The 24,891-nt window shown below is 44.1% G+C and carries 20 protein-coding genes; 10 read left to right on the top strand and 10 right to left on the bottom strand.

All coding sequences use genetic code 11. From position 1 onward, the window contains the following. The first annotated feature begins 131 nt into the window (after nt 1-131). From ACT3ID_RS14040 to ACT3ID_RS14000, 9 genes are all read left to right on the top strand, one after another. On the top strand, nt 132-1,079 hold the full coding sequence (locus ACT3ID_RS14040) for a cobalamin-binding protein (protein ID WP_491542680.1): 948 nt from the start codon (nt 132-134) through the stop codon (nt 1,077-1,079). Next, on the top strand, nt 1,072-1,794 hold the full coding sequence (locus tag ACT3ID_RS14035) for an SDR family NAD(P)-dependent oxidoreductase (RefSeq protein WP_491542679.1): 723 nt from the start codon (nt 1,072-1,074) through the stop codon (nt 1,792-1,794). Before ACT3ID_RS14040 ends, ACT3ID_RS14035 begins: the two co-directional genes overlap by 8 nt. A gap of 55 nt (nt 1,795-1,849) precedes the next feature. After that, complete coding sequence (locus tag ACT3ID_RS14030) at nt 1,850-2,320, top strand: NUDIX hydrolase (protein ID WP_491542678.1); 471 nt, start codon at nt 1,850-1,852, stop codon at nt 2,318-2,320. Between the two features lie 57 nt (nt 2,321-2,377). Further along, nucleotides 2,378-2,977, top strand: a complete 600-nt coding sequence (locus ACT3ID_RS14025; protein WP_491542677.1) for a DJ-1/PfpI family protein — start codon at nt 2,378-2,380, stop codon at nt 2,975-2,977. 206 nt (nt 2,978-3,183) lie between these two features. Beyond that, nucleotides 3,184-4,323: a PQQ-dependent sugar dehydrogenase gene (locus ACT3ID_RS14020; protein WP_491542676.1), complete on the top strand. Its 1,140-nt coding sequence runs from the start codon at nt 3,184-3,186 to the stop codon at nt 4,321-4,323. A gap of 11 nt (nt 4,324-4,334) precedes the next feature. Beyond that, nucleotides 4,335-4,772, top strand: coding sequence for a DoxX family protein (locus ACT3ID_RS14015; RefSeq protein ID WP_491542675.1), 438 nt, complete (start codon nt 4,335-4,337; stop codon nt 4,770-4,772). Between the two features lie 20 nt (nt 4,773-4,792). Then, entirely contained in the window at nt 4,793-5,791 is a 999-nt protein-coding gene (locus tag ACT3ID_RS14010; RefSeq protein ID WP_491542674.1) for a YncE family protein, read from the top strand. 6 nt (nt 5,792-5,797) lie between these two features. Then, on the top strand, nt 5,798-6,790 hold the full coding sequence (locus ACT3ID_RS14005) for a zinc-dependent alcohol dehydrogenase family protein (RefSeq protein ID WP_491542673.1): 993 nt from the start codon (nt 5,798-5,800) through the stop codon (nt 6,788-6,790). Nucleotides 6,791-7,379: 589 nt separating this feature from the next. Beyond that, nucleotides 7,380-8,378: an isocitrate/isopropylmalate dehydrogenase family protein gene (locus tag ACT3ID_RS14000; RefSeq protein ID WP_491542672.1), complete on the top strand. Its 999-nt coding sequence runs from the start codon at nt 7,380-7,382 to the stop codon at nt 8,376-8,378. A gap of 40 nt (nt 8,379-8,418) precedes the next feature. On the opposite strand, the gene ACT3ID_RS13995 is transcribed toward ACT3ID_RS14000, so the two are convergent. Together ACT3ID_RS13995 and ACT3ID_RS13990 are read right to left on the bottom strand one after the other, a co-directional pair. Next, nucleotides 8,419-8,907 (bottom strand): metallophosphoesterase, encoded by a 489-nt coding sequence (locus tag ACT3ID_RS13995; RefSeq protein WP_491542671.1) that lies wholly within the window; start codon nt 8,905-8,907, stop codon nt 8,419-8,421. A 74-nt stretch (nt 8,908-8,981) separates the two neighbouring features. Further along, complete coding sequence (locus ACT3ID_RS13990; protein ID WP_491542670.1) at nt 8,982-12,116, bottom strand: VPS10 domain-containing protein; 3,135 nt, start codon at nt 12,114-12,116, stop codon at nt 8,982-8,984. Nucleotides 12,117-12,313: 197 nt separating this feature from the next. Here ACT3ID_RS13990 and ACT3ID_RS13985 point away from each other — a divergent pair, with 197 nt between their 5' ends. After that, on the top strand, nt 12,314-13,018 hold the full coding sequence (locus tag ACT3ID_RS13985; RefSeq protein ID WP_491542669.1) for a DUF4412 domain-containing protein: 705 nt from the start codon (nt 12,314-12,316) through the stop codon (nt 13,016-13,018). A gap of 108 nt (nt 13,019-13,126) precedes the next feature. On the opposite strand, the gene ACT3ID_RS13980 is transcribed toward ACT3ID_RS13985, so the two are convergent. The 8 genes from ACT3ID_RS13980 to ACT3ID_RS13945 all read right to left on the bottom strand — a co-directional run bounded on the left by ACT3ID_RS13980 (nt 13,127) and on the right by ACT3ID_RS13945 (nt 24,747). Beyond that, nucleotides 13,127-14,515 carry a RagB/SusD family nutrient uptake outer membrane protein gene (locus ACT3ID_RS13980; RefSeq protein ID WP_491542668.1) on the bottom strand — a complete coding sequence of 463 codons (1,389 nt, stop codon included), beginning with the start codon at nt 14,513-14,515 and terminating at the stop codon, nt 13,127-13,129. Nucleotides 14,516-14,537: 22 nt separating this feature from the next. Then, the gene (locus tag ACT3ID_RS13975) at nt 14,538-17,651 is read right to left on the bottom strand and encodes a SusC/RagA family TonB-linked outer membrane protein (RefSeq protein ID WP_491542667.1); all 3,114 of its coding nucleotides are present in this window, start codon (nt 17,649-17,651) and stop codon (nt 14,538-14,540) included. Nucleotides 17,652-17,881: 230 nt separating this feature from the next. Next, nucleotides 17,882-19,045: a tetratricopeptide repeat protein gene (locus tag ACT3ID_RS13970; protein WP_491542666.1), complete on the bottom strand. Its 1,164-nt coding sequence runs from the start codon at nt 19,043-19,045 to the stop codon at nt 17,882-17,884. 31 nt (nt 19,046-19,076) lie between these two features. After that, nucleotides 19,077-19,952, bottom strand: coding sequence for an alpha/beta hydrolase family protein (locus ACT3ID_RS13965; RefSeq protein WP_491542665.1), 876 nt, complete (start codon nt 19,950-19,952; stop codon nt 19,077-19,079). A gap of 209 nt (nt 19,953-20,161) precedes the next feature. Next, complete coding sequence (locus ACT3ID_RS13960; RefSeq protein WP_491542664.1) at nt 20,162-20,953, bottom strand: pseudouridine synthase; 792 nt, start codon at nt 20,951-20,953, stop codon at nt 20,162-20,164. Then, nucleotides 20,937-21,785, bottom strand: coding sequence for an SMC-Scp complex subunit ScpB (scpB, locus tag ACT3ID_RS13955; RefSeq protein WP_491542663.1), 849 nt, complete (start codon nt 21,783-21,785; stop codon nt 20,937-20,939). The genes ACT3ID_RS13960 and scpB overlap by 17 nt, the downstream gene beginning before the upstream one ends. Before the next feature lie 72 nt (nt 21,786-21,857). After that, on the bottom strand, nt 21,858-22,811 hold the full coding sequence (locus tag ACT3ID_RS13950) for a succinylglutamate desuccinylase/aspartoacylase family protein (RefSeq protein ID WP_491542662.1): 954 nt from the start codon (nt 22,809-22,811) through the stop codon (nt 21,858-21,860). Then, nucleotides 22,789-24,747, bottom strand: a complete 1,959-nt coding sequence (locus ACT3ID_RS13945; protein ID WP_491542661.1) for a CBS domain-containing protein — start codon at nt 24,745-24,747, stop codon at nt 22,789-22,791. The genes ACT3ID_RS13950 and ACT3ID_RS13945 overlap by 23 nt, the downstream gene beginning before the upstream one ends. Between the last annotated feature and the right edge of the window lie 144 nt (nt 24,748-24,891).

Raw genomic sequence — 24,891 nt, 5'->3', positions numbered from 1 at the left:
TTTGTTCCGATAAAAAAACCCTAATGTTTGGGTATTATTGCCCGTTATTTTGATTAATCTCCATGCAGGTCCGAGTTTTACTTTACATCTTTATATGTTTTTGTATTCCTATTCAATAAATCTTTAGCTAAATGCGCATTGTCTCTCTTCTGCCAAGTACTACTGAAATCGTTGCCGCTCTGGGCAAACAGGATGAACTTATCGGCCGATCTCACGAATGCAACTATCCGGAAGGCATTTCTGAATTACCCGCTTGCACAGAACCCAAATTTAACCCCGATGGCAACAGCTATGAAATTGATCAGCGTGTGAAAGCACTTCTGCAAGAAGGACTTTCGGTTTATCGTGTGAATGAAGATACACTTACAGACCTGAATCCCGATCTTATCATTACTCAAGATCACTGCGAAGTTTGCGCTGCCTCCGTTGATGAAGTAAAACAGGCCGTTCGCTCTCGGCTCGGCGAACAGGTCAGGGTTATTTCTGTGTCGCCGACCGATCTTTCGTCCGTTGTGGATTCTATACGCACAATCGCCGAAGCTATTGATGCTGAAAAAGCCGGTGAATCGTTACTGGAAGAAATGAAATCCCAAATGAGCCAGATACAGCAGAAGACAGCTGATCTCAGCCGGCCCGACGTGCTGGGCATTGAATGGATGGACCCGATGATGACTGCCGGCAATTGGGTACCTGAACTTATGCAGCTTGCCGGTGGCAATCCGATGGGAGCTACTGCCGGCGAACATTCTCCCGAAATTGACTGGGAAAAGATCTGTGAATATAATCCGGAAATTATTACAGTAATGCCCTGTGGATATCCCGTGCAGCAAACATTGTCAGAGATTTCTGCATTAACTTCACGAAAAAACTGGAATAATCTGCGGGCAGTGCAAAATAAGCAGGTTTATATCTTAGACGGCGACCAATATTTCAACCGCCCCGGGCCGCGGCTGCTCGACTCTGTGCAAATATTGGCTGAAATCTTCCATCCATCAGTATTCAGAGAATCGCAGCAACAAACACGATGGATTAATCTCTGGAAACATCAGTTTCATCAACAGATCCGGTCACATGCCTAAAAAAGCAGCAGTTATTGGAGCTACTTCGGGAATAGGACGGGCTCTGGCTGTGGAATTACACAGGCGGGGCTATATAGTGGGAGCTACAGGCCGCCGTTTAGAACGGCTGGAAGAGCTCCGCAGCCAACTCAATGACAGAATTTACATCGAGTATATGGACGTGACGAATCTGAATGAAGCCAAAAAACGATTCGATACCCTTCAAAAAAATATGGGCGGCTGTGATATTACTGTACTCAACGCCGGCATCTCTTCTTCACAGGTCAGCGGTGATCGGGATATAGACGTGCAGGTAGTAGACGTCAATATTCGCGGGTTTGCCAATTTAACCAGCTATAGTTTTCAGCAGTTTGAACAGCAGGGATCCGGCCATATTGTTGGTATCTCCTCAATTGCCGGCTTATTTGGCTGGGGATTGAGTAGTCCGTACAATGCATCCAAAGCATTTGTCAATACCTATTTGCAGGGCTACCGCCAAAAAGCCAACCACTCTGACGCCGATATCACGATAACGACAATAATTCCCGGTTTTGTAGAATCAGAAATGACTGAAGGGAGAAAAGGATTATTTTGGGTTGCATCCAAACAAAAAGCAGCGCGACAAATAGCCGACGCCGTCGAACGAAAAAAGAATCAAGCTTATATTACCAAACGATGGCGACTGGTAGCATGGTTGATTAAACTCACTCCCAACTGGATGTGGAACCGGATGTAGTTGCCTATTATTATATCATCAGCTTTAATTATTTGCTAACCAAACTCGGATTAGTTTGCCAAAAACAAGTGCAGGGATACTCCTTTTTCGCCGAAAACCAAGTCTTGAATTACTGCTGGCACATCCCGGCGGTCCCTACTGGTGGGATAAAGATGAGGGTGCATGGACGATTCCCAAGGGAGAAATTGAGGAAGATGAAGAGTCTCTTAAAGCCGCCAAGCGAGAGTTTGAAGAAGAACTTGGCTTCGTTCCCGAAGGTGATTACATCGAGCTGGGATCGATTAAGCAAAAGGGAGGAAAAATTGTGCACGGCTGGGCTGTAGAATATCAGATCCCCGATGATTTCGTCTTTGCTCCCAATGAGTTTGAAATTGAGTGGCCGCCTAATTCGGGAGAAACGGAAACCTTTCCCGAGATCGATCGCATCGAATATTTTGGTCCATTTGAAGCACGTAAAAAGATCAATCCCGCCCAGCGCGAGTTTATCAGCCGACTAATTGATATCTGCAGCAGGCAAGAACGATGAGCAGCCTGATGAAGTTGTGGTTATACACAATCTAATCACAAAAAAAAGAAAACTGCTATGGCTGGAAAAAATATATTAATGCTTGTCGGCGATTTTGGAGAAGACTATGAAATCATGGTGCCATTCCAGGCCCTGCAGATGGTGGGGCACAAAGTAGATGCCGTCTGTCCCGGTAAAAAACAGGGCGAAACAGTAAAGACGGCTATCCACGATTTTGAAGGTGATCAAACGTACACCGAAAAACCGGGACATAATTTTGTGCTTAATGCCGCTTTCGAATCGGTAAATCCGTCTGATTACGATGCGCTGGTAGTAGCTGGCGGACGTGCTCCCGAATACCTTCGGCGTGAGGATGGTGTGCTGGATATGGTTCGTCACTTTTTTGAAAATGATAAACCGGTTGCAGCAATTTGCCATGGACTGCAGATTCTTTCAGCAGCTGATGTTATTAATGGACGAACGCTAACCGCTTATCCTGCATGCGGACCGGAAATGAAAGCGGCCGGAGCTAATTACAAGGATGTCGAACCTACCGAAGTCGTCACAGATGGGAATCTGGTAACCTCTCCTGCCTGGCCCGGACATCCGAAATGGCTAAGTGCTTTTCTGGATGTGTTGGGAACCAAAATAACCCACCAGGAAAAGGCAACAGTCTAATTTCTTCTAACCGAAGCGGGGAAAACACTTCCCCGCTATTTTATTCTCTCCCTTATAGATACATTAATTGAATGAATTGATCGTATCATCTCCAGGCTTTACAATTATTTAAACAACAACCAGCTTCTATGTTCGATATTAAAGTAAAAGGATTGTATAATAGTTTTGCGTTCGGATGGCCAACTTTCAACGGCAAGTGAAGAACCATGAAATATACTGCCTTATCATTTAAAACCTTTTTGTGGATCATTCTTGCCGCAATGCTATGGGGATGTAATTCAGCATCCGATAACGCGAAACACATACTGGATAAACTTCAGCTGCCTGACGGTTTTTCTGCAGAAATTTATGCTGACAATATCCCCAATGCCCGCCAAATGGCTCTGGGAGACGATCACATCGTTTATGTGGGCAGCCGACAAGAAGGAAAAGTTTATGCTGTTGTCGATGAAAACAGTAACTACAAGGCCGATACCGTCTATACCATTGCCGAGGATCTGCGCCTGCCCAGCGGAATTGCCTATCGCAACGGTTCCCTATTTGTGGCTGCAGTAAGTAAAATTTTACGTTTTGATGATATTGACAAACGGCTTCAGGACCCCCCCGATCCCGTATTGATAACCGATGACTATCCCACTGATGGTCATCACGGATGGAAGTATATAGCCTTTGGCCCCGACGGAAAATTGTATGTACCAGTTGGAGCACCCTGTAATATCTGTAATCCCGAAGATGAAATTTTTGCTACAATAACCAGAATTAATCCCGATGGAAGCAACCGCGAAATTATAGCGCGGGGGGTACGTAATTCGGTCGGATTCGACTGGCATCCCCAAACTGATGAACTGTGGTTCACAGACAACGGACGCGACTGGATGGGAGACGATCAGCCTCCGTGCGAACTGAATCATCTGTCGGAAACAGGACAACATTTCGGATACCCTTATAAACACGGCAGTGATATCTGGGATCCCGAATTCGGTGAACAGGGTCAGCAGGTGGACCAGTCATTTCAACCTCCGGTCCAGGAACTGGATCCGCATGTAGCCCCACTGGGGATGATATTTTATACCGGTGACATGTTTCCTGAAGAATATCAGAATCAGATTTTAATAGCCGAGCACGGCAGCTGGAACCGAAGCGAAAAAATTGGGTATCGTATAACTACGGTTAGCCTCCAAGGTGATGAAGCCGTCTCATACAACCCATTCATCGAAGGGTGGCTACAGGATAATGATGCTGTTTGGGGGCGACCCGTTGACCTATTACAGCTTCAAGATGGTTCTGTCTTGATTTCTGACGATCACAGCGGCACCATCTATCGCATCACATATAATAATGAATAAACTTTTATTCCATGGTAAAATCCCGAAAAGAAGAAGAGCTTCGCAACATCGGACTTCTAATTTTACGAGCTGGATTAGGTATCATGTTTATTTTGCATGGATATCCAAAAATGTTTGGCGGTCCCGAAACGTGGGAACAAGTAGGTATGGCTATGCAGTATATCGGTATTGATTTTGCTCCTATGTTCTTTGGATTCATGGCGGGCGTAGCTGAATTTTTTGGCGGGATCTTCTTACTATTGGGCTTGTTTTTCACTCCCAGTTTAGTTTTGCTTTTCCTGGTAATGCTGGTTGCTACCCTAAATCATTTTGGAGCAGCAGATCCATTTACCGATTATTCCCACAGCATTGAGATGGCCGTTGTTTTTCTAAGTCTGATGTTTATCGGAGCTGGCAAGTATAGCCTGGATGAAAAACTGAAACAGCGGAAACGAAGAAGAAATTATTAAAACAACCAAGAGACGAAACTATGAAGTCACTACTCATTTTCTTCATTTCTGTCTGGCTTGCACTGGGTAATATCAGCCATAGTAACGACGGGAACTCTATTCTCATCCTTAATAAAACAGGAAACACGGCATGGCAGCTAAATGCTGAAACAGGAGAACGCCTGGCGGGATACCAAACGGACAAAGGTCCCCACGAAGTTGCTGTTTCACCCGATCAGAGCCGCGCCATTATCACAAATTACGGCGCTGAAACGCCAGGCAATTCTCTAACAGTAATCGATCTCAATGAACAAAAAGTAGCCAAAACTATTTCTCTCGGAGAATACGAACGTCCGCATGGTGTGGAGTGGTTTTCGGATGGAAAACGTGCCATTGTTACAGCCGAAGCGCAACAGGCTGTTATCACCATAGATATAGACAGCGAAGACATTCTTTCTGCCATCGAAACGGAACAAGATGTTTCGCATATGGTGTGTCTAAGCTCGGATGAACAGACCGCTTACGTAACGAATCTTGGTTCAGGATCGGTAAGCGTGCTTGATCTAAAATCCAAAAAAGCTGTCGAGACAATCAAAACGGGAGCCGGTACCGAAGGCATCACTACAGTGCCGGACAAAAACGAGGTCTGGATCACCAATCGCAGCGAAAATACAATTTCTATTCTTGATGGAACCAACTATCAAATCATCAAAACGCTTAAAAGCAGTGAATTTCCCATTCGTGCACAAGCATCACCACAGGGGGATTTAATTGCTGTTTCTAATGCACAATCGAGCGAGATTTCTGTCTTTGATGTGAATAACCGTCAGCAGATCCACAAAATTTCAACAGTTAAAGAAGGTAAGCAGGGTATGCCGATCGGAATAACCTTTTCGGCAAAGGGTGACCGGCTGTATGCTGCCAACAGCGAAAGCAATCAAATCGCGGTCATCAATACAAAAAACTGGCAGGTTATTTCTCACTTTGAAACAGGCGCCACGCCGGACGGCATTGCTTATATTTCATCAGAAAGTAATTAACAGCCTATGAAAGCGATGGTACTGCATTCGGTTGGTAAGCCGCTGGAACTTCGGGATATCCCCAAACCGGAGCCGGATAAACATCAGCTGCAACTAAAAGTCCATACCTGCGGAATCTGCCGCACCGACCTGCATATTGTTGATGGTGAGCTCGAAGATCCCAACTTGCCGTTGATATTGGGACATCAAATAGTGGGTACCGTCACCAAAGTCGGCAGCGCCGTTTCGAATTTTGAAATCGGCGACAAAGTAGGTGTTCCGTGGCTTGGGTACACCTGTGGAGAATGTGAATTTTGTCGCAATGGTCAGGAAAATCTCTGCGACAACGCCCGCTTTACCGGCTATAATATTAACGGCGGATTTGCGGAATTTACCGTAGCCGATGCTCATTTCTGCTTCCCCATTCCCAATGAATATCCCGCGCGTCAAGCCGCGCCACTTCTTTGCGGTGGACTCATTGGCTATCGTTCACTACGAAAAACAGGCGACTCCCAAACTCTTGGATTTTATGGATTTGGATCCGCAGCTCATATACTCACGCAGGTAGCCTTACATCAAAATAAAGAGGTTTTTGCCCTTACTCGTCCCGGCGATACCAGCGGACAAAATTTTGCACGTTCACTTGGCGCCAGCTGGGCCGGCGGATCGGAAACACTTCCACCTGAAAAACTGGATGCTGCCATCATTTTTGCACCGGTCGGAAAGCTTGTCCCTCAGGCGCTAAAAGCTGTAAAAAAGGGAGGCAAGGTAGTTTGTGCCGGTATTCACATGAGCGACATTCCGAGCTTTCCATACCGCGATTTGTGGGAAGAGCGTTCAATAGAATCGGTCGCTAATTTAACGCGGCAGGATGGTATCGACTTTATGCAACTAGCCCCGGAAGTGCCGGTACGGACGAACGTCACTGCCTATCCACTGGAAAAAGCCAACGAGGCACTCGAGGATCTGCGCGCCGGCAACTTTGAAGGGTCTGCTGTTTTGGATATCAGCAATGATTAATTCTGCCAAACTTCTCCCCAATTCGCCCTCCTCTTTGTGACACACAGATAGCTGTTTTGCCATCCGATGTGCCCATTCGATCCATATGATCGCAAATTCAGCGGTCGGATGGGGTGGTAGTACAAAGCCACCAAAAAATGAGATGTTAGCTATACCATTTGATAGACATTCCGGGTTTTAGCCCCGGCCTTAGAATTGTGTGCTGAGCCCAAAGGATGCGATTGTGCATTTTGTACCGGCGATGTTTTCATAAACAAAAATAATAGTAGAAGGACCATTAAAATGCTCGCATCCTGAAGGTGAAGCTAATTTCACAATTCTTTCAGCCCGTCCTGTGGATGCTACAAAGTAGCCCTCCGATAAATCGGAGGATTCCACGAAGGACCTTGATCTTTTAATACCTTTTGGAGCCTGTCCGCCTACCGGCGTGATCAAGTCAAAAGGTATACCACTAAACTTTTTGACTGTTTCCACCAAACATAATTAAGCGTAACCTCTTTATGATAAGTTATGCTATTCTTTGTATCTTTGCCGCTCACTATAAGCGGATAATTTTAATTTCATATTTGACTTTAAATCACTTCTCATCATGCATGATATTGTACTGATTCCCGGCGATGGTATCGGCTCTGAAATTACTAAGTCTGTAACTACTATTCTGGATGAAGCCGGTGCCGACATCAACTGGATTCGCTGTACGGCCGGACTCAAAGCTCATGAAGAGCTGGGAAATCCCCTGCCCGATGAAACTCTTGAAGCTATTGATAAATATCGCATAGCCCTGAAGGGGCCGTTGACTACTCCTGTAGGTTCAGGATTCCGATCAGTGAATGTAGCTATGCGAAAAAAGTTTGAACTCTACAGCAACATTCGTCCGGCTAAGACACTGCCCTATATTAAGAGTCGTTTTGACGATGTGGATCTGGTTATGTTCCGTGAAAATACAGAGGGACTTTATATCGGCAAAGAAAAATGGGTCGAAGAGAATAAACATGCGGAAAGTATTGCTGTTGTAACAAGAGAGGCCAGTGAGAAAATTATTCGTGCGGCATTTGAATACGCTAAAAAGAACAACCGTAAAAAGGTAACCCTTACTCACAAAGCCAATATTCTCAAGTTTACCAGCGGATTATTTTTGGAAGTGGGCGAAGAGATAGCCGAAGATTATCCCGAGATCGAGTATGAGGATCTCATTGTTGACAATATGGCTATGCAGATGGTTCTGCGTCCTGAAGAGTTTGATGTGATTGTCACCACAAATTTGTTTGGTGATATACTTTCTGATCTTGCATCCGGCCTGGTTGGTGGATTGGGTCTCACAGGCGCTGCCAATATCGGCGATGATGCTGCAATGTTTGAGGCTGTCCACGGCTCGGCTCCCGATATCGCCGGACAGAACAAAGCCAATCCAATCGCTTTTCTGCTATCTGCTCTGATGATGCTCGAATATGTTGATGAGGAACGGCTGGCTAACCGGATACGCCAGGCGGTTTATTACACACTAAGAGATAAATCGGTGTGCACTCCGGATATCGGAGGAAGCGGTTCAACCGAAACATTTACCGAAGCCGTGTGTGATAATTTATAGTGAATTTTTAGTAGAGGTGTATCGCTATACGCCTCTACTTCTATCCTATTTCTTTAAATTTCACATCCAGGGATGTTGTATCCAGCAGGGCTATCGTTGCTGTATCTCCAAAACCATGTGCTGTACCAGGATTAATGGCTAACGTCTCCTCTTTCATTTCGGCACGTTTTTCATGAGTGTGGCCTGATACAACCACATCATAATTTCCACATATTTCGAGAGCATCGGTAATCGGTGCATCGGTACCGTGGTAAAGAGCAATCCTGCGACTGCCGACTTCTATATCACCAAACGTACCAAGATGCTCGGCTCCTATGTCACGGAATTTTTTCATCAGCAGATAGTGATCGCCGTCGTTGTTGCCAAATACTCCCTTCATTGATAATCCCTCGAACGGAGGTACCGTAAAGGGACTGCAAAAGTCACCAGCATGAAGTACCAAATCCACCTCTCGTTCCTTAAATAAATTTACCGCCTGTTCTATATGGGGCACGTGATCGTGGCTGTCTGAAATCAATCCTATTAACATAGCGTAATGTGGTTTCCTGCCATTAATACATTCTCGACGTGTAAGTTATTTTCTTGCCACTGAAGCCTCAACAATTATTCCGTGATTATATGTTGGATATTTTTTTCTTTTAACAGATCATTAAATTCTGTTAAACCTTCTTTTATTAGCCTCTCATATTCTGCCATATACCCTTCATAAACATCTTTGAGGTCATCATATCGTTCCTTCATACCGGCCGTGGGTTTTGCATCATGACCGCGGACAACCTGATATAAACGTCCCATTCGGTTACTTAATCTGCGAACCATTCCAATAGGATCTTGCCCGCTCTCAATTCTGTTGTTGATCAACTTATCTTCCAATTTTGTAAACTTCTTACTTAACTCATCAGCTACTTTTGATATTTCTTCATCATTCTTTGGAGCAGTCTTCTCGGAAAATGATTTAACCTGTTCTCTTGCAGAACGGAGCTGTTTGATAGCACGCTGAAAGTTGGTAATCATCTCTGCAATATTCGTGGCCAACTCATGGGTTTGTTGCAAGTCTTCAGTAGTTGTTTCCCATCGCGGATCCGCTTTTATTATAAAAGACTGCACTTGTTGCTCTTCTTCAACATGCAACCGCACTTGATATTTTCCCGGGACGGCCTCTGGACCGCGAATAGGATTTCTCACAACCATCGTTACCAGATCTTCAACGGCAAACGGACCATCAAAATTTAAATCCCATTCGAATCGATTCAATCCTTCCTTTACCTCCAGGGCATCCTCGCCTTCAGCATCTGTTGAATAGCTGCGAACAACGTTCTCCTTCTCATCAAGGATCTCCAGTTTTATTTCTTTACTATCGACATCTTCATTAAGGTAAAAGTAAATAAGGGCTCCCGTTGGATAAGGATCAGGACCGGGACTGCCCGCATATCCCCGAAACTGTGTCCGATAAGCATCTCTCGGTTTAAAGAGATGAGCATCAACTTCTTGAGCTTCCTCATCAAGCTGATGCAACGGAGACAAATCATCAAGAATCCAAAACGACCTACCCTGAGTGCTTAATACCAAATCTTTATTATGTACTTTCATATCTGTGATGGGAGTGCGGGGTAAGTTCATCTGGAACGGCTGCCAGTGTTCGCCATCATCAAAGGAAATATACATACCGAACTCTGTTCCAGCATAAAGCAAACCTTCACGATCGGGATCTTCACGTACCACGCGTACGAAATGGTCCTGTGGTATACCATTGTTGTCAGTAAGTTTCTGCCAGCTCTTTCCATAATTTTCGGTTTTAAAAATATAAGGCTGGAAATCTGCCTCCCGATATTTATAGACGGCGATATAAGCTGTACCCGGCTGATGATTTGAGATCTCAATAGCATTGACAGTCCCTCCGTCAGGCATATTGCCCGGAGTAATATTTTGCCACGATTCGCCTCCGTCTCGGGAGATATGGATCAAACCATCATCAGTACCTGCCCACAGTTCTCCCTGCTGGTGAGGAGATTCCTCAAATGCAAAGATACTACAGTAAACCTCTACTCCCGTAGCATCATGCTGTATGGGTCCACCGGGAATACGATCCAAATATTCCGGATTATTGGTAGTTAAATCCGGGCTGATAATCTCCCATGTAAATCCTCCATCTGTTGATCGATGGACATATTGGGAAGTCACATACATTGTATCTGGAGCATGTTCTGAAATAACTATCGGGAAGTTCCATTGGAAACGATATTTCAGCTCTGTCATATTAGTCCCTTCTGTGTAATGCGGATAGGGCGTCATCTGTAACGTCTGGCCTGTCTCTTTGTTAAAGCGGGTTATTTCACCACTGTAGGTACCTGCATATACTATATCAGGATTATCAGGATGGACAGCAATATGACCGCTTTCACCTCCACCAACCGAATACCAATATTGCTTGGGATTTACATCACCTGGCATTTTATATGGTACGGAGATCGTCGTATTATCCTGTTGAGCACCATACACTTGATAGGGAAACTGATTATCCACTTCGACGCGATAAAATTCGGAGGTTGGCTGATTTAGCTGTGTTGTCCAGGATTCACCTCCGTTAAGCGTTACATTAGCCCCGCCATCATTACTATTTACCATAATCTTCGGATTATCGGGATTAAGCCAGAGATCATGAACATCTCCGTGAGGTACTGAAATGCGCTCGAAATCTTCTCCACCGTCGGTCGACTTGTAGAATCCTGTATTCAGTACATAAACTGTTTCCTCATCTTGGGGATCCGCATACAGGTGTGTGTAATAATATTGTCGCTGCCGCAGCTTATGCTCTCGGTTGATGCGCTTCCAGCTTTTACCTGCATCATCAGAGCGATATAAGCCGCCAGATTCTTCCTTTTTAGCCTGTTGCATAACCCAGACCCGGTCTGAATTTACCGGAGAAACCGCAATATCCACTTTACCCAGAAACTCATCAGTCGGGAGTCCTCCTTCCAGGCGCTCCCAGGAATCACCGCCATCTTTCGATTTATAGACACCCCCTTCCACAGCACCATCAATAAGTGTCCACGGTTTTCGCTCGGCTCTCCAAAAACCGGCATATAAAATTCGCGGATTGCTAGGATCGATCTCTACATCGATTGCACCAGTTTTATCACTGATATACAGAATCTTCTCCCAAGTCTCCCCTCCATCTCTGGATCGGAAAATTCCACGCTGTGAATTAGGTCCAAAAATATTTCCTAAAACTGCTGCATATACTAAATCAGGATTTGAAGGGTGAACTCTAATTTCACCAATGAGTCCGTCCTCTCCCAAACCTACATGCTTCCATGTTTTTCCACTGTCGGTACTTTTATAAATTCCCCGACCTGTTGATATATTCCCTCGTGGGGCATCAGAGCCAGTACCAACATATATCACATTTGGATCAGATCCTGCCACCTCAATTGAACCAATAGAACCAACCTCAAAATAATCATCTGTAATATTCGTCCACGTTTCTCCGGCATCATCCGTTTTCCAGACACCTCCGCCAGTAGATCCCATATAAAATGTATAAGGTTTAGAAGCTACCCCTTCTACTGCTGTCACCCGTCCGCCACGGTAGGGACCTATTGACCGATATTCTAATCCTTCCAGAAAAGAAGGATCAACCACTTGATTTGCATCAGCAGGCTGAGCCTCTGTCAAAAATGGTAGTAAAAAAAGGAATATAACAATGAAACCTAACAGGCGTGATAGTGGGTATTTCATAAAATGAATATTTATTTACTGGTTTTTAGCAATCTGGATCTCAAGGACATGATTTTGTAAAAAGGATAATTTGTTATCTCTTTATTAAATAACAAATCTTATATAGAAGGATCTTGTAAAAAGTTATTACTACCAATCTTTGAAATATGGTTAACCGTAATCAATATTATTAGCTTTACAAACCAGTAATTTCTATTATGAAATTTCTGACAATAATTTCTAACGGAGACGCAAAAATTATGAAAAATATACTATCAATCTTGTTTTTATCCGTCTTGGCTATCAGCTGCTTTCCCGCTCAATCTGTGGCACAAGATTTTGAGGGTACAATCTATTTTGAGGTTTCAGATTTAGCCAAACAGGGAGTCGATGAGCTGCCGTACATGATTAAGGGATCGAAAGCACGTATTGAATTTGGACAGGGCCAACAAAAAGGTGCAATGCTGTTACTGCCTGAAGAGTCCCGCATGGTTATCATTATGGATGCGATGAAAGGATATATGAGTATGGATATGGACCAGTCGGCTGATGAACAGGATGATTTTTCTGAAGCAGAAGCAACTAAAACAGGAGAAACAAAAACCATTGCCGGTAAAGAATGTGCAGTATGGGAAATTACTTCTGAAGACGATAATATTGAAGCATGCATGGCATCTGGAATGGGTACCTTTATGCTACCCGAAAGTCCAATGCAACAAGACAACACTCCTGAATGGGCTAAAGAACTTATGGAGCAGGGAGCTATGCCGCTTGAAGTGATCGAGATAGAAAACGGCAACCGCACAATACAGATGAGAGCTACTCGAATCGAGGAAGAGTCATTATCGGCGGAGCTGTTTGAAATTCCTGAAGGCTATAATGATATGAGCGGTATGCTACAACAGATGCAAAACAGGAATTAAACTATCCAACAGAAACAGGATTTCTTAATCGATCTTCCACTAGCTATTAACAAAAAAGGCGTCACCCGAAGAGGAAGACGCCTTTTTTGCTTCTATAGTTCTCAGTTTTTATGAACCGTAGTTCGCATTTTGTTCTAGTTTTCCGCCACTGGCGTCAATTTCACGTTGCGGTATAGGAAAGATCAGCTGAGGAGCATTCCAGGCATAACCACTGGCCGATCGTTCGAATCTTTTCCGATCATGCAGTATATGTCCTTCAAATGCGAGCTCAATATATCGTTCAGTAAAAATATAATCTAAGTCGATATCTGCTGCACCTATATCCGGCTGCCCGGCACGTGCTCTTACCACATTGAAATCATTTTCGGGAGAAACACCGGCAATATCTGTCCCAGTCCGGAAGCTAGCCTCTCCACGGGTTAGATACATTTCTGCCAGTCGGATGATATTGATGTTCCCATTTCTGAAATTGATCCACTTATTGGTTAGCGCTCCGCCAAAGGAAGCACCAAAATGAATGAAGTCATCACGGGTATCACTGGCGGCATCAAATAATCCTTCAAACAGGTCGGAATACCCTGTAAGTTCGATATCTTCACGACCTGAATACTGCGATCCGGCATAGAACGTATTCATATCGTTGTCACCATCCTGATCAGACCGCTGAATAGCAAAGATATCCTCAGTAGAATTCGTGGGATTATTAAATGCACCCGAAACCAGTGGGGTCAAAGAGTAATTATTGCTTTCAATCACTCGACTAGCCTCTAGACCAGCATTCTCATAATCTCGCTGCTGAAGATAAACACGTGACAGATAACCAGAAGCTACATAAGTGTTGCCTAATACAGTGTTATCTATCTCGATACTTTCGGGTAATAAGTCTTTGGCATCCGACAGATCAGAAATGATTTGGTTGTATACTTCTTCTACGCTATTACGCGGCACCTGTGCATTTTCGAAATCTCTGGTGGGATCCAAGACAATCGGAACTCCCGGATTTTGACTTGGATTCCCGTCAGCCCAGTCTTTTCCAAAGAAACGTACCAGTTCGAAGTAGACGATCCCACGAATTAATTTTGCCTGACCTTCAATTCGATCTCTTTCGGCTGGATCTTCAATAACATCCAGTGATGCCAAAGCATTATTAACGATATCAATAGTCTGGTATCCTTCCAACCAAACATCCCTGACAAAACTGTTATCCGTTAAAATATTTTTTTGCCAGAGCTCATCGGGCTGTGAAAATGTACCAAACCAGCTGACTGTTCCGTCATCTCCAAGAAGGTCGGAACCATAAATTACAGTTCCGCCCAGCAGATCCGTATCACTTAAATTGTCGTATGCTCCAATGACTGCCGCTTCAACTTTTTGTGCTGTATTCAGCGCCTCATCAGCACTAATAGACTGCTTTGGATCCACATCGAGCAGATCATCACACGATGTAAGAACCAGCATACTTATAGCAAAAATGCTAACTAATATTTTGTATCTCATAGTAGTAATCCTAAAAATTTATTTAAAACCCAATGTTTACGCCAAGCGTGATGGTGCGAGCTTGCGGTGCAGAATAAAAATCGTTACCCAGACTCAAATTACCATCGGCCAGATAATCAGTATTTACCTCAGGATCCCATCCATTATAATCGGTAAAGGTCAGCAGGTTAACTCCGGAGGCGAAAACTCTGGCTTTTGACAATCCCACTCTTCCCAGGATCTCGTTCGGGATACTATATCCAAACGTTACCTTTTTAAGTCTCAGGTAAGAACCGTCGGAAAGATATCGCGAAGAATCGCCTGTGCCGTTTGCTCCGAATAAGCGAGCTTCCGGCACATAGGTAATATCTCCGGGCTCTTGCCATCGATCGAGCTGATCTCTGGTTTGATTATCGAAATAATCGGCGCTGGCAGATTGGAATCGTCCCCCGCCATTATATATATCATTACCGTAGACAAATTGCAGTAACACGTTCAGATCGAAGCCTTTATAATTAACACGGTTGCTCAATCCACCCGTAAAGTCAGGGTTGGGATTACCAATGACTACACGTTCTGCAGTATTAAAACTCGATGTTACATAACGATCACCATGCATCTCTTCGACCTGAAATGCTGTACCATTATCGATTTCATCCTGCGATGGATCACGATTCAGGAAGTAAATGGCGTCACCATTTTCTGGGTTTGCTCCGGCGAACTCGCGGGCATAAAATACGCCTATCGGCTCTCCTTCAACCGCGCGGTTAATATATCCGCCTTCAATAATCTGACCATCTATATCAGTCACCTCATTTCGGTTCAGAGCAAAGTTAAAGCTGGTATTCCAGGAAAAATCGCTGTGTACTACATTTACGGTATTAATCAGAAACTCAAATCCTTTGTTTTCGAGTTTACCCAGGTTCTGTGTTTGTGAGGTGTATCCACTTGATCCCGGAACATTTACATCCAATAATAGATCATCGGTATTTTTGATATAGTAATCTATTTCTCCAGTGATCCGGTCATCGAATAATCCAAAATCAATACCAAAGTCTAATTGAGCGGTCTGCTCCCATTTCAGGTCTTGATTTTCTATCTGTGTGGGCTGTATTCCCGCTATGCGAGAGTAAGTACCAGATCCGAAAAGACCTTGTGACGGGAAATTTCCTATTTCCGCATTACCGGTAATACCGTAACTGCTGCGGAGCTTTAAAAAGCTCAGGAACTTGTTATCCGACAAGAATGGCTCCTCCGTCAATATCCAGCCAACCGAAGCCGCGGGGAAAAAACCGTATCGATTATCATCCGAAAAACGTGAAGAACCGTCTACACGCGCACTTAAAGTAAGCAGATACCTGCCATCGTAATCATAGTTTGCACGCGTAAAGTATGACAAGAACGAATACGCCGTTTCATTAGCAGTACCACCCGTTAACAACGCTGCATTTTCAACCTGCTGGAAATCATCATTGGGGAAGTTTTCACCCTGTACCCACGTTTCATCGCGCTGGGTATACTGGTATTCAAAACCACCAACAACTTCCAGAGATTGTCTTTGCGACAGATTAGTATCAAGCGTTAGATAATGATTCGTATTATAGTTGCCTCTTCGGACAAACCTGTTGTATCCGAGACCCAACGGAGCTCCTGTATTTCGTGACACTTTGCTGTTGTAATACTCTTCTCCGTTTAGTTCCAGAAGATCGATACCAAACTCTGATCTCCAAGCCAGGTTATTCAGGAGGTCATATTCGGCATAAGCGTTACCGACATTTCGGTAGTTTGTGACTTCGTATTTTACGTTGTCTTTGTACAGCAAATTATTGAAGTACAAAGTGCCGGTATATAGATCATTTGTTTTCTGATATTCTGGTAGCGCATCCGCATTGGGCTCATATATGGGTGTAATCGGAGGCAGAGCCACCAACTGAATCGGCGTAGCAAAGCCATTATCGTTAGAAACCCGATTGTTTATCGAGCGCGCCAGAGACAGGTTTGCTCCCAATCTAAGATCATCATTTACGTTATGATCAAGATTCAACCGACCGCTTATGCGCTCAAAGCTATTGCGAATCAAGATACCTTCTTCATCACTGTAAGATCCGGAGACGTAAAAGGTGGTTTTATCATTCCCGCCGGCAGCACTTAGGTCCATTTTATTTAATGTAGCATCCTGAAAAGCTTCGCTCTGCCAGTCAGAATCTACCGCTCCATTTGCCCAATCCGTTCCGCCGGAAAACCCATCAAATTGCCCTTCAAGGTAGCTGCCAGAAAGATCTCCAAAGGGAGAATTTTCAGCGGCTTCGGTAAATAACTCCACATACTCTTCGGCATTTAACCAATCCTTGGTTCTCGTGGGATTGCTGAAACCAGTTTGGTAGTTTAAATTAAACTCTGTCTGTCCTGCTTTTCCGCTTTTTGTAGTGATAATGACAACACCGTTAGAAGCTCTTGATCCATAAATAGCGGAAGCAGAAGCATCTTTCAGGATATTAATCGACTCGATGTCATTATAGTTCAAATCCGCCATCGGATTGGTAGGAGCTCCATTGAACGACTCATTAGATGATACCATCGGTACACCATCAATAACATACAGCGGCTCATTACTAGCCGAAATAGATGATGACCCGCGAATACGCATCTGTATCCCCTGTCCTAGTTTACCGTTGCTGGCATTTACAAAAACGCCAGCAGCCTGCCCTTGAATTGCAGACTCAAAGCTGTTCACAGGCACTTGCGAAATTTCATCTCCCGATATCGAAGATATATTTCCCGTTAATTCTTCTTTTATCTGTGATCCGTACCCGACAACCAGTACATCCCCAAGCTGTTGTACATCTTCACTGAGCTGCACGTTAATTTCGGTCTGATCCCCGATAGTGACTTCTTGGGTCGTATATCCAACGTACGAAAAAACAAGTACATCATATTCTTCAGGAACGTTAAGAGAATAATTTCCCTGGGTATCAGTAGCAGTACCTCTTCCTGATGCTTCTTTTACCATGACCGTTACACCCGGTAATGGTTCGTTATTGCTTTCTGCTGTTACTTTACCAGTAATTCTCCGATCCTGTGCCTGGGCATCAGACATAAAACCTGAAAAAAACAATAAAACGAACAGCATAGTAATTGCTGTAGCTTTTGTATTCATGTAAGCCTCAATTGTTAGAAGTGGTTATTCTGTTTATAGGGGCTGGCTTAGATTAGATATGCTTCTTGAATGAATTAACATTCAAACATTCTCGCTTTAAGCCGCAACGCCTCTTATACTATTTGTTACTATTTCTGTTTTATTGCAGATAATATAGGAGTAAAAAAAGTACAAAAGAACAATAATTTTCTTTTTTTTAATGAACTTCAAGAATGGCAAAAAAGTGCAGACTAAGAATTGATTTGGGATAACAAATCATCTGCGCGGTCGGAGAAGACATTATCAGCATTTGCACGGCTGGCTTTCTCAAGATATGACTTTGCCTCTTCCGGCTTCTGCAGCTCATACAATACTTTTCCGGCAAAAAAGCCCGAAACGGCATAAAATGCCCGTTGATCTGCATCGGGAAATTCATTGCTGATTTCAAAAGCTTTTTGAAAATATTTCAATGCCTTTTCCTTTTGGCCCTGTCTCTCCAGGATACGACCTTTCCATGTCCATAACTCTTCCTTCATCACATTCTGAAACGGGATCTCATTCTCCTGCCATCTCTGTAATGTCTGATCTATAAAACTCAGTGCCTTATCATTTTGATACTGCCGAAAGTAGCTTTTAACCAGCACCCGCGCATAATAATTGTTTCGCGGATAATCGGCATACAACTTTTCAAAATTTTCAACCGCAATATCGAACTCTTTTTCATAGTGATAATTTATATTGCCGAGAAAATAATGTGCCTCGGCACGAGCGAAAATAGCTTTTTCTGAAGCTTCTCGGATCAGCCTTAATCCTTCTTCTTTATCTCCCTTCGGTAGCGCCCAGCTTACTGTTTTTACCACCGGATACTCTTGCGGAATGTGAGCCAGGTAATAGCTTTTCAATCCTTCTGCAAGCTTTAAATCCGGAAGCTCAGGATGTATCTCCATCAAGCGCTCATAGGCATTCATAGCTTTTCGCCCGTAATTAATACTTGTAATCCATTCATTCCTGTTGGCATACTGACGCGCCAGATAGCCATTGGCAATGGCCCGAATAATAAGCCCGTCGACATGATCAGAATGTTCATGAAGCAGCTTTCCTGCCTGGTAATCTACTTTTTTCATTATCTCGAAAAACTGCTCATCCTGTGAGGTATCCTGCAGGTCAGAAAGCACCTGCCACCAAAACTGTATACCCTCAAACAGATTCCACAGGGGGTGGTCAGGATATTTATCTTTCCAGGATGCTACAGCCGTTTCGGCTCCCTCGAAATTGAAGTTATAGACAGAGTCTACCGCCGCTTTTGCATCGGGACGAAACTGTTCATTGTTAATCAGTTCCGGTACCTGGGCTTCTGCAGAAAATGCAAAAACCAGCAAGGATAAATAAAGTAAGATATGTCGTCCAATATTCACGTTTTTACCTCATAACTGCTTAAAATATCTGTTATTGCAGATGAGAGGTAAACCACTCTCTAGTTTTGTCAACTACCTGACTAAATGGACCCGGAAATGTTTCTTCATTAAACGGGTGAGCTGTTCCGAAGGTATGGCCCGAATCGGGAACCAGCATTATCTCTTTTTCTTTTGATGCACAGCTGTCATACAACTTTTCTGCTTCAAAAAATGGAACGGCTTCATCCCCTTTTGAATGGATGAAAAGGCTCGGAATATCTAACTCTTCAGCCCGCGTGGCGGCCATCAGCCGACCTGCATTTTCGAGAGCGTCGTCATAGACCACTTTCTTTACCGGCATCATCTGTCCGGTACGTCCGTTTTTGATTTCAGTAACGCCCTTTTCTTTCCAGTCGGAAATCATATCATTGCTCCATCGCTCGTTATAATCAGCCACCGCCGACCATGTTACCAGACAGACAATCTCATCATACTCTGCCGCTGCCGCAACGGCCGTATGTCCGCCGCGGGAGTGCCCTAAAATTCCAATGGAGTTCGTATCCAGTGAGAGGTCATGAGCTGAGATTTCTCCCTCTTGCAAACCATTAATAACCGATCCAACATCCTCAAGATCCTGACTTAGCGTTTCACGGGCAAACAGATCCAGTTGATCAAATTCTGTCATACTTTCGCCGACGCCGTTAAGCGAAAAGTTTATAGCTATCACAGCAAAACCGGCAGTACTCAATTCGGCACAGGCATCCGGAAAGGCGCCCCAGTCTTTAAATCCTTTGAATCCATGCAGAAAAATTATGACAGGCAGCTTTCGTGTCGCTTGATCTTCGGGATAATAGAGATCGTAATAAATTGGCAGACCTTCGGATGATGGAATGGAACCTGAAATCTTATTAACAGATGTTGTCTTCATGATCTTCAATCTCTTTCTTTACTAAAACTTTTTAACGTGTTTAACGATCAAATACCTGTACCACTTAGTCCGCGGGTCATCGTCAAAGCTATTAGGATTGCAAGAACCGCTGATTGAATCACGTGCCGATATCAAAGGTTCCTGCTGCGCGAGATCCCGGATCAAGTCCGGGATGACGTTTGTGGTAATCACACTTAGCTATCGTATTATCATTTGTTAAAATCGAGCGGATCTAATTTTACCAGCTTGCGCAGACCGTTGATTTCTCCTTTCCGGAGATATCTCCACCGGCCCATCTTAACACCTTGCAAAGTCAAGCCGGCGTACTCAATACGTTTAAGTTTCGTCACTTCCGTATCAAAATATTCTACCATGCGCCGGACCAGCCGGTTCCGCCCTTCAAAAATAGAGAGCACAAATCCATCTTGTGTACGAGAAAGGTTGTGCGCCTGGGCAGGACCATCCTCAAGTTCGATACCCTGAGCTAATTTCTGCAACTCATCATCTTTAAGCCGTCGTTCAGTTTCTACTTCATACGTTTTGCGCACTTCATAACTGGGATGCATCAGCCGATTCGCCAGATCGCCATCGTTGGTCAGGATAAGCAAGCCCATCGTATGGCGGTCAAGCCGTCCCACGGGATATACCCGCTTACCAGTAGCATCCTCAATCTTATCCATAACCGTATCTCGATCACGGGGATCATCGGTTGTTGTAATGGTATCTTTCGGCTTATTCAGCAGGATGTAGACAAACTTTTCCAGGCTTAGCGTTTGCCCCTCAACTTCTACCTTATCGGTACGCTGGACCTTAACACCCATTTGTGTTACGACCTCTCCATTCACCTTTACTTTTCCTGCCGCAATATAATCGTCTGCTTTTCGGCGGGAGGTAAATCCGCAGTGGGCAATATATTTATTCAGACGGATCTCCTCATCTTCTCTGTAATCCTGCTCAACTTCGTGCAGCGGTTCCTTACTACCTCTATTCTTCTTCGCCATTTATAATATCTTTTTGATCCTGTTCATTTTCCAATTCTTCTGATTCAGTTTCTTCATTTTCTTCTTCTTGATCATCATCCTCCAGTTGTAACTCTTCCGCAGTGTACTCATCCAGATCGGGGACATTATCTTCATCAATTTTTTCAACAGCCTCAATAAGGGAAAGAGCGGTGTCTTTTGCATCTTCATCATCCACCTTTTCCTGTAGTTCTTTCAGCTCCAGCTGGCGGTCAAAAAGGAACTGACGGTGCTCGGCCATATCATCATCTTTAAGGATTTCATCAATTTCACGAGGTTTGGGGAGCTCATCAATAGAGTTAATGCCAAAGTGTTTTAAAAAATGTTTGGTCGTTCGATACAACAGCGGCTTCCCCGGCGCATCCAATCGTCCCGACACTTCAATAAGCACTTTTTCCAACAGCTGACGAAGCATATATCCGGAGTCCACACCACGAATATCGTCCACTTCGGGTTTGGTAACAGGCTGTTTATACGCCACAATAGCCAATGTTTCGATCGCCGACTGTGAGAGTTTTCGATACGCACTTTCATGCTGAAAAATGCTCAGCCACGGCTCATACCGCTTTTTTGTGGAAAACGTATATCCGCCGGCTACAAATTCAATATTAAAAGCCAATCCATTTTCTTCATAGCGCTGATTCAACTTTTCCACAAACGGTTCGATGGCATCGGTCTCAAGTCCCAGATTTTCTTCGCCTTTGGCAATAATTTCGCAGATCTTTTCTTTCGAAATCGGCTCCGGGCTGGCAAAAATCAGTGCTTCTATCACCGATGAAAGGCGTGTGCCATCTACAAATTGGTAATCTTGCATAGATAAAACAATTGATGGGAATTCAGCTTCTGGATTGCAAAAATTCGCAAAAAGTTAAAATAACAAAATTTGTTAACTCTCGTGCTCTTTGATTATGAAAAATCCATCATCGCCCTGACTTTGATACAGCGGCATCAAAATATATCCGTCGCACACTGCCATGATTTTTCCATCTTTGTCTGTGGCAAGCCATTCGCCTTTTTTTACAGGTTGAAAATTTTGATAGCCCGGCCGCATTCTGAAATCGTCGCCCGGTTCAATCATATGCTGGTAAACCAACTCAGTTTCAATGGGCAAATGACTGGTTTGGGATTTCAAATCCTGTTCGTACTCATTGACTTCAGGCACATACTGCTCTTCAATACATCCCAACGTCTTAAGAAGAATGATCAGGGCCGAGGTAATATTATATTCCGTTAGCTCATCGAAATGCTGACCGCCTTCCAAACCAAATGATGTAAAGCCTTTATTTTGAAAATACCTCAACGCTGTACCGCGCAATGACTTTTCAATCCCAAAAACCATGGGTATATGTAAATTCGATAGCAGCTTGCGCTGCTTCGGATCGCTGCTGGTTATAGTAAACATATAACCGTCTGCTGAAAAAGTATGCAGATCAACCAAAACCACAGGCTGATCCGCTCTATCATCAATCTCATCCAGAATCGGCAGAATACGCTTAATCTCCAGCCGTTCACTCGACTCTATACGGCTCTCGGGAGTTCCCTGTATTTTTTCTATTATCGACGGAAACCACAGCCTGTTCATATCCTCATCAACAAAACGGACTCTTTCTCTCAGTGCCCGCATATTAGCCCGAATAGCTGTTAACTTGCCACTGATTGGACGGGGAGCATTGCGAAGCATCCCTATAATGTTTCTGGCAGCCTTAACACCGGCAGGTTCGTTGCCATGTATACCAGCCAGAATAGCTACAGAAGGGCCGTCCGGATCACCTTCCAGCAATCCGATTATCCTTTCAGAAGATTTTAATGTCTGTGATTTAGCTGTTGCCAGATTGCTCATTCGTACTTTTATTCAAATCCAAAACCTTCAACAGTCGGGCTACTGTCTTCATGTAATTTTGCTCCGTAATAATTCCCACCAACTGATTATTTTTAACGACAGGCAGACAGCCGATCTGTTGGCTGGCCATAATGTCCATTGCCTCCATTATCGATGCCTCCGGATGAATAGTAATAGGATTTTTGATCATGATCTCTTCCACCGTTTTATCAACGTCCTCATCATGATTAACTGCCTGAGCGTACTCATTAAACATCATACGCATTGTCACCAATCCCACAAGGTGATTTTTTTCATCCTCAACCGGAACATACTGTATGCGTCGCCAATCCATCAAATCGGCAACAAACTCAAGGATATCATCTTTTTGCACCGTAAACAGATCAGTCGTCATAAATTCCTCGACGATCAGACTCGACGGCTCCCAGTGGTCCAGATCTTCCATGCGAACGCGTCCCCATTTATGGATCGGCTCCCCTTTTTTCTGATTTTTAATCATCGCCGTGGTAATGGCTGCCAACGTCTGTTCTTTCGACTCACTTTCCTTCATCAGAGCAGAATAGTTGCTGATAATCCAGTTAGAAGGAGTCTGTCCAATATCAACCCGCTGCCGGATAATACCGAGATATTCATCAATATCTCCGGTATCGACATCTGCTTTCTCCAACCCCTCCCGCGCAATCGGAAGCAGCTCCTCGGTGATCAGCTCAACCGCATTTACGCGCTGATCGTCAAACCAACGAAACTTGGTATCGAGTCCCATTTTTGAGGCCGCAACAAAATTCATCCGAGCATCATCAAAATCCATCTCCTCAGATATATTGGGATGATAATCCTCCATCTTATTCATCAATCCCAACCAAAATGCTGAATTTGCCACCTCATCAGTAACCGTAGGACCTGCAGGGCAAACTCTGTTTTCGATACGCAGATGCGCCTCACCATCCGTTATGCCGTAACAAGGCCGGTTCCATCGATATACCGTTCCATTATGAACCTGCAACGCTTTTAAGGCCGGAGGTGTACCTTCATCCAGCAACTTTTCAACATCCTCGGTAACTTCAGAGCTCAGCATCACGCGGTAACGAGCAGTATCTTCCTGGAAGATTTCAAGAATACTTTCGTCCACCCATTTATTACCAAACGTCACGCGCGGGCTGCTTTCGCGAAGATGATCGCCCACCGTGCGGGTATCCACCGATTGCTGGAATAATGCGATACGCGTTTCACTCCAGAGACGCTTGCCAAAAAGGATGGGGGAACCAACCGTAGCAGCAAGCACCGGAGCCGTCACCAGCTGAGCAATATTGTATTTGGGAACAAATTCGTCTGGTCCTACCTGCAGATGTACCTGAAAACCTGTATTACATGCCTCAAGCAGTGGAGAATCAAATTTCATCAGGAGTTCATCCATTCCCTGGATACGCAAATCGTAATCACTGCCGCGCAGTTTGTTTATAGCCTGTGTAAGAGCGCGATAGCGCTGCAACGGGGTCTGGTTTTTCAGGTCGATATCAACTTTTCGAATGGTAGGCAAAATCCCCGTCAGAACGATCTCCCCTCCCAACTCTTCAGTCACAGAACGAACTTTATCGACCTGCTCCTGCAGACTTTGTTCCATTCTTGAAAGGCAATCTCCATGGAACTCCAGCGGTTCCATATTTATCTCGAGATTATATTTTGCGTACTCCGTTGTAAAAGAACCATTATCGCTCTCCTGGAGCTTTTCCAACACTTCCATATTATGAGGCCACGCCTTTGCCTGCTGATCAACCAGACAAAGCTCCTGTTCGGCTCCAATCCGGATAGGATCAGTTTCAAACCAATCGCCTTCTTTGAGCATCCGATCAAGAGCCCGGAGGTCCTTTAAGACATACTTCATGAAGCGTTGAACTTCTTCCTGGCTGTCGGCTAATTTTACCCGGGATTCACCCATAAAAATCTTTTTATGATTAATAATAATGGTGAACTATACCGATATAATAATCGAATTTATTCAACAGAATGCAAGCTGTATTAATTCGTGATGCGTAATTCGTAATGTAAATTTCATTGCCCATTACCAGATGAGAACCTATCA

This window comes from Fodinibius sp. GM108 (genome assembly GCF_058386985.1).
Note: the sequence above shows the minus strand (reverse complement) of the source record. Positions and strands in the feature narration are given on the sequence as shown.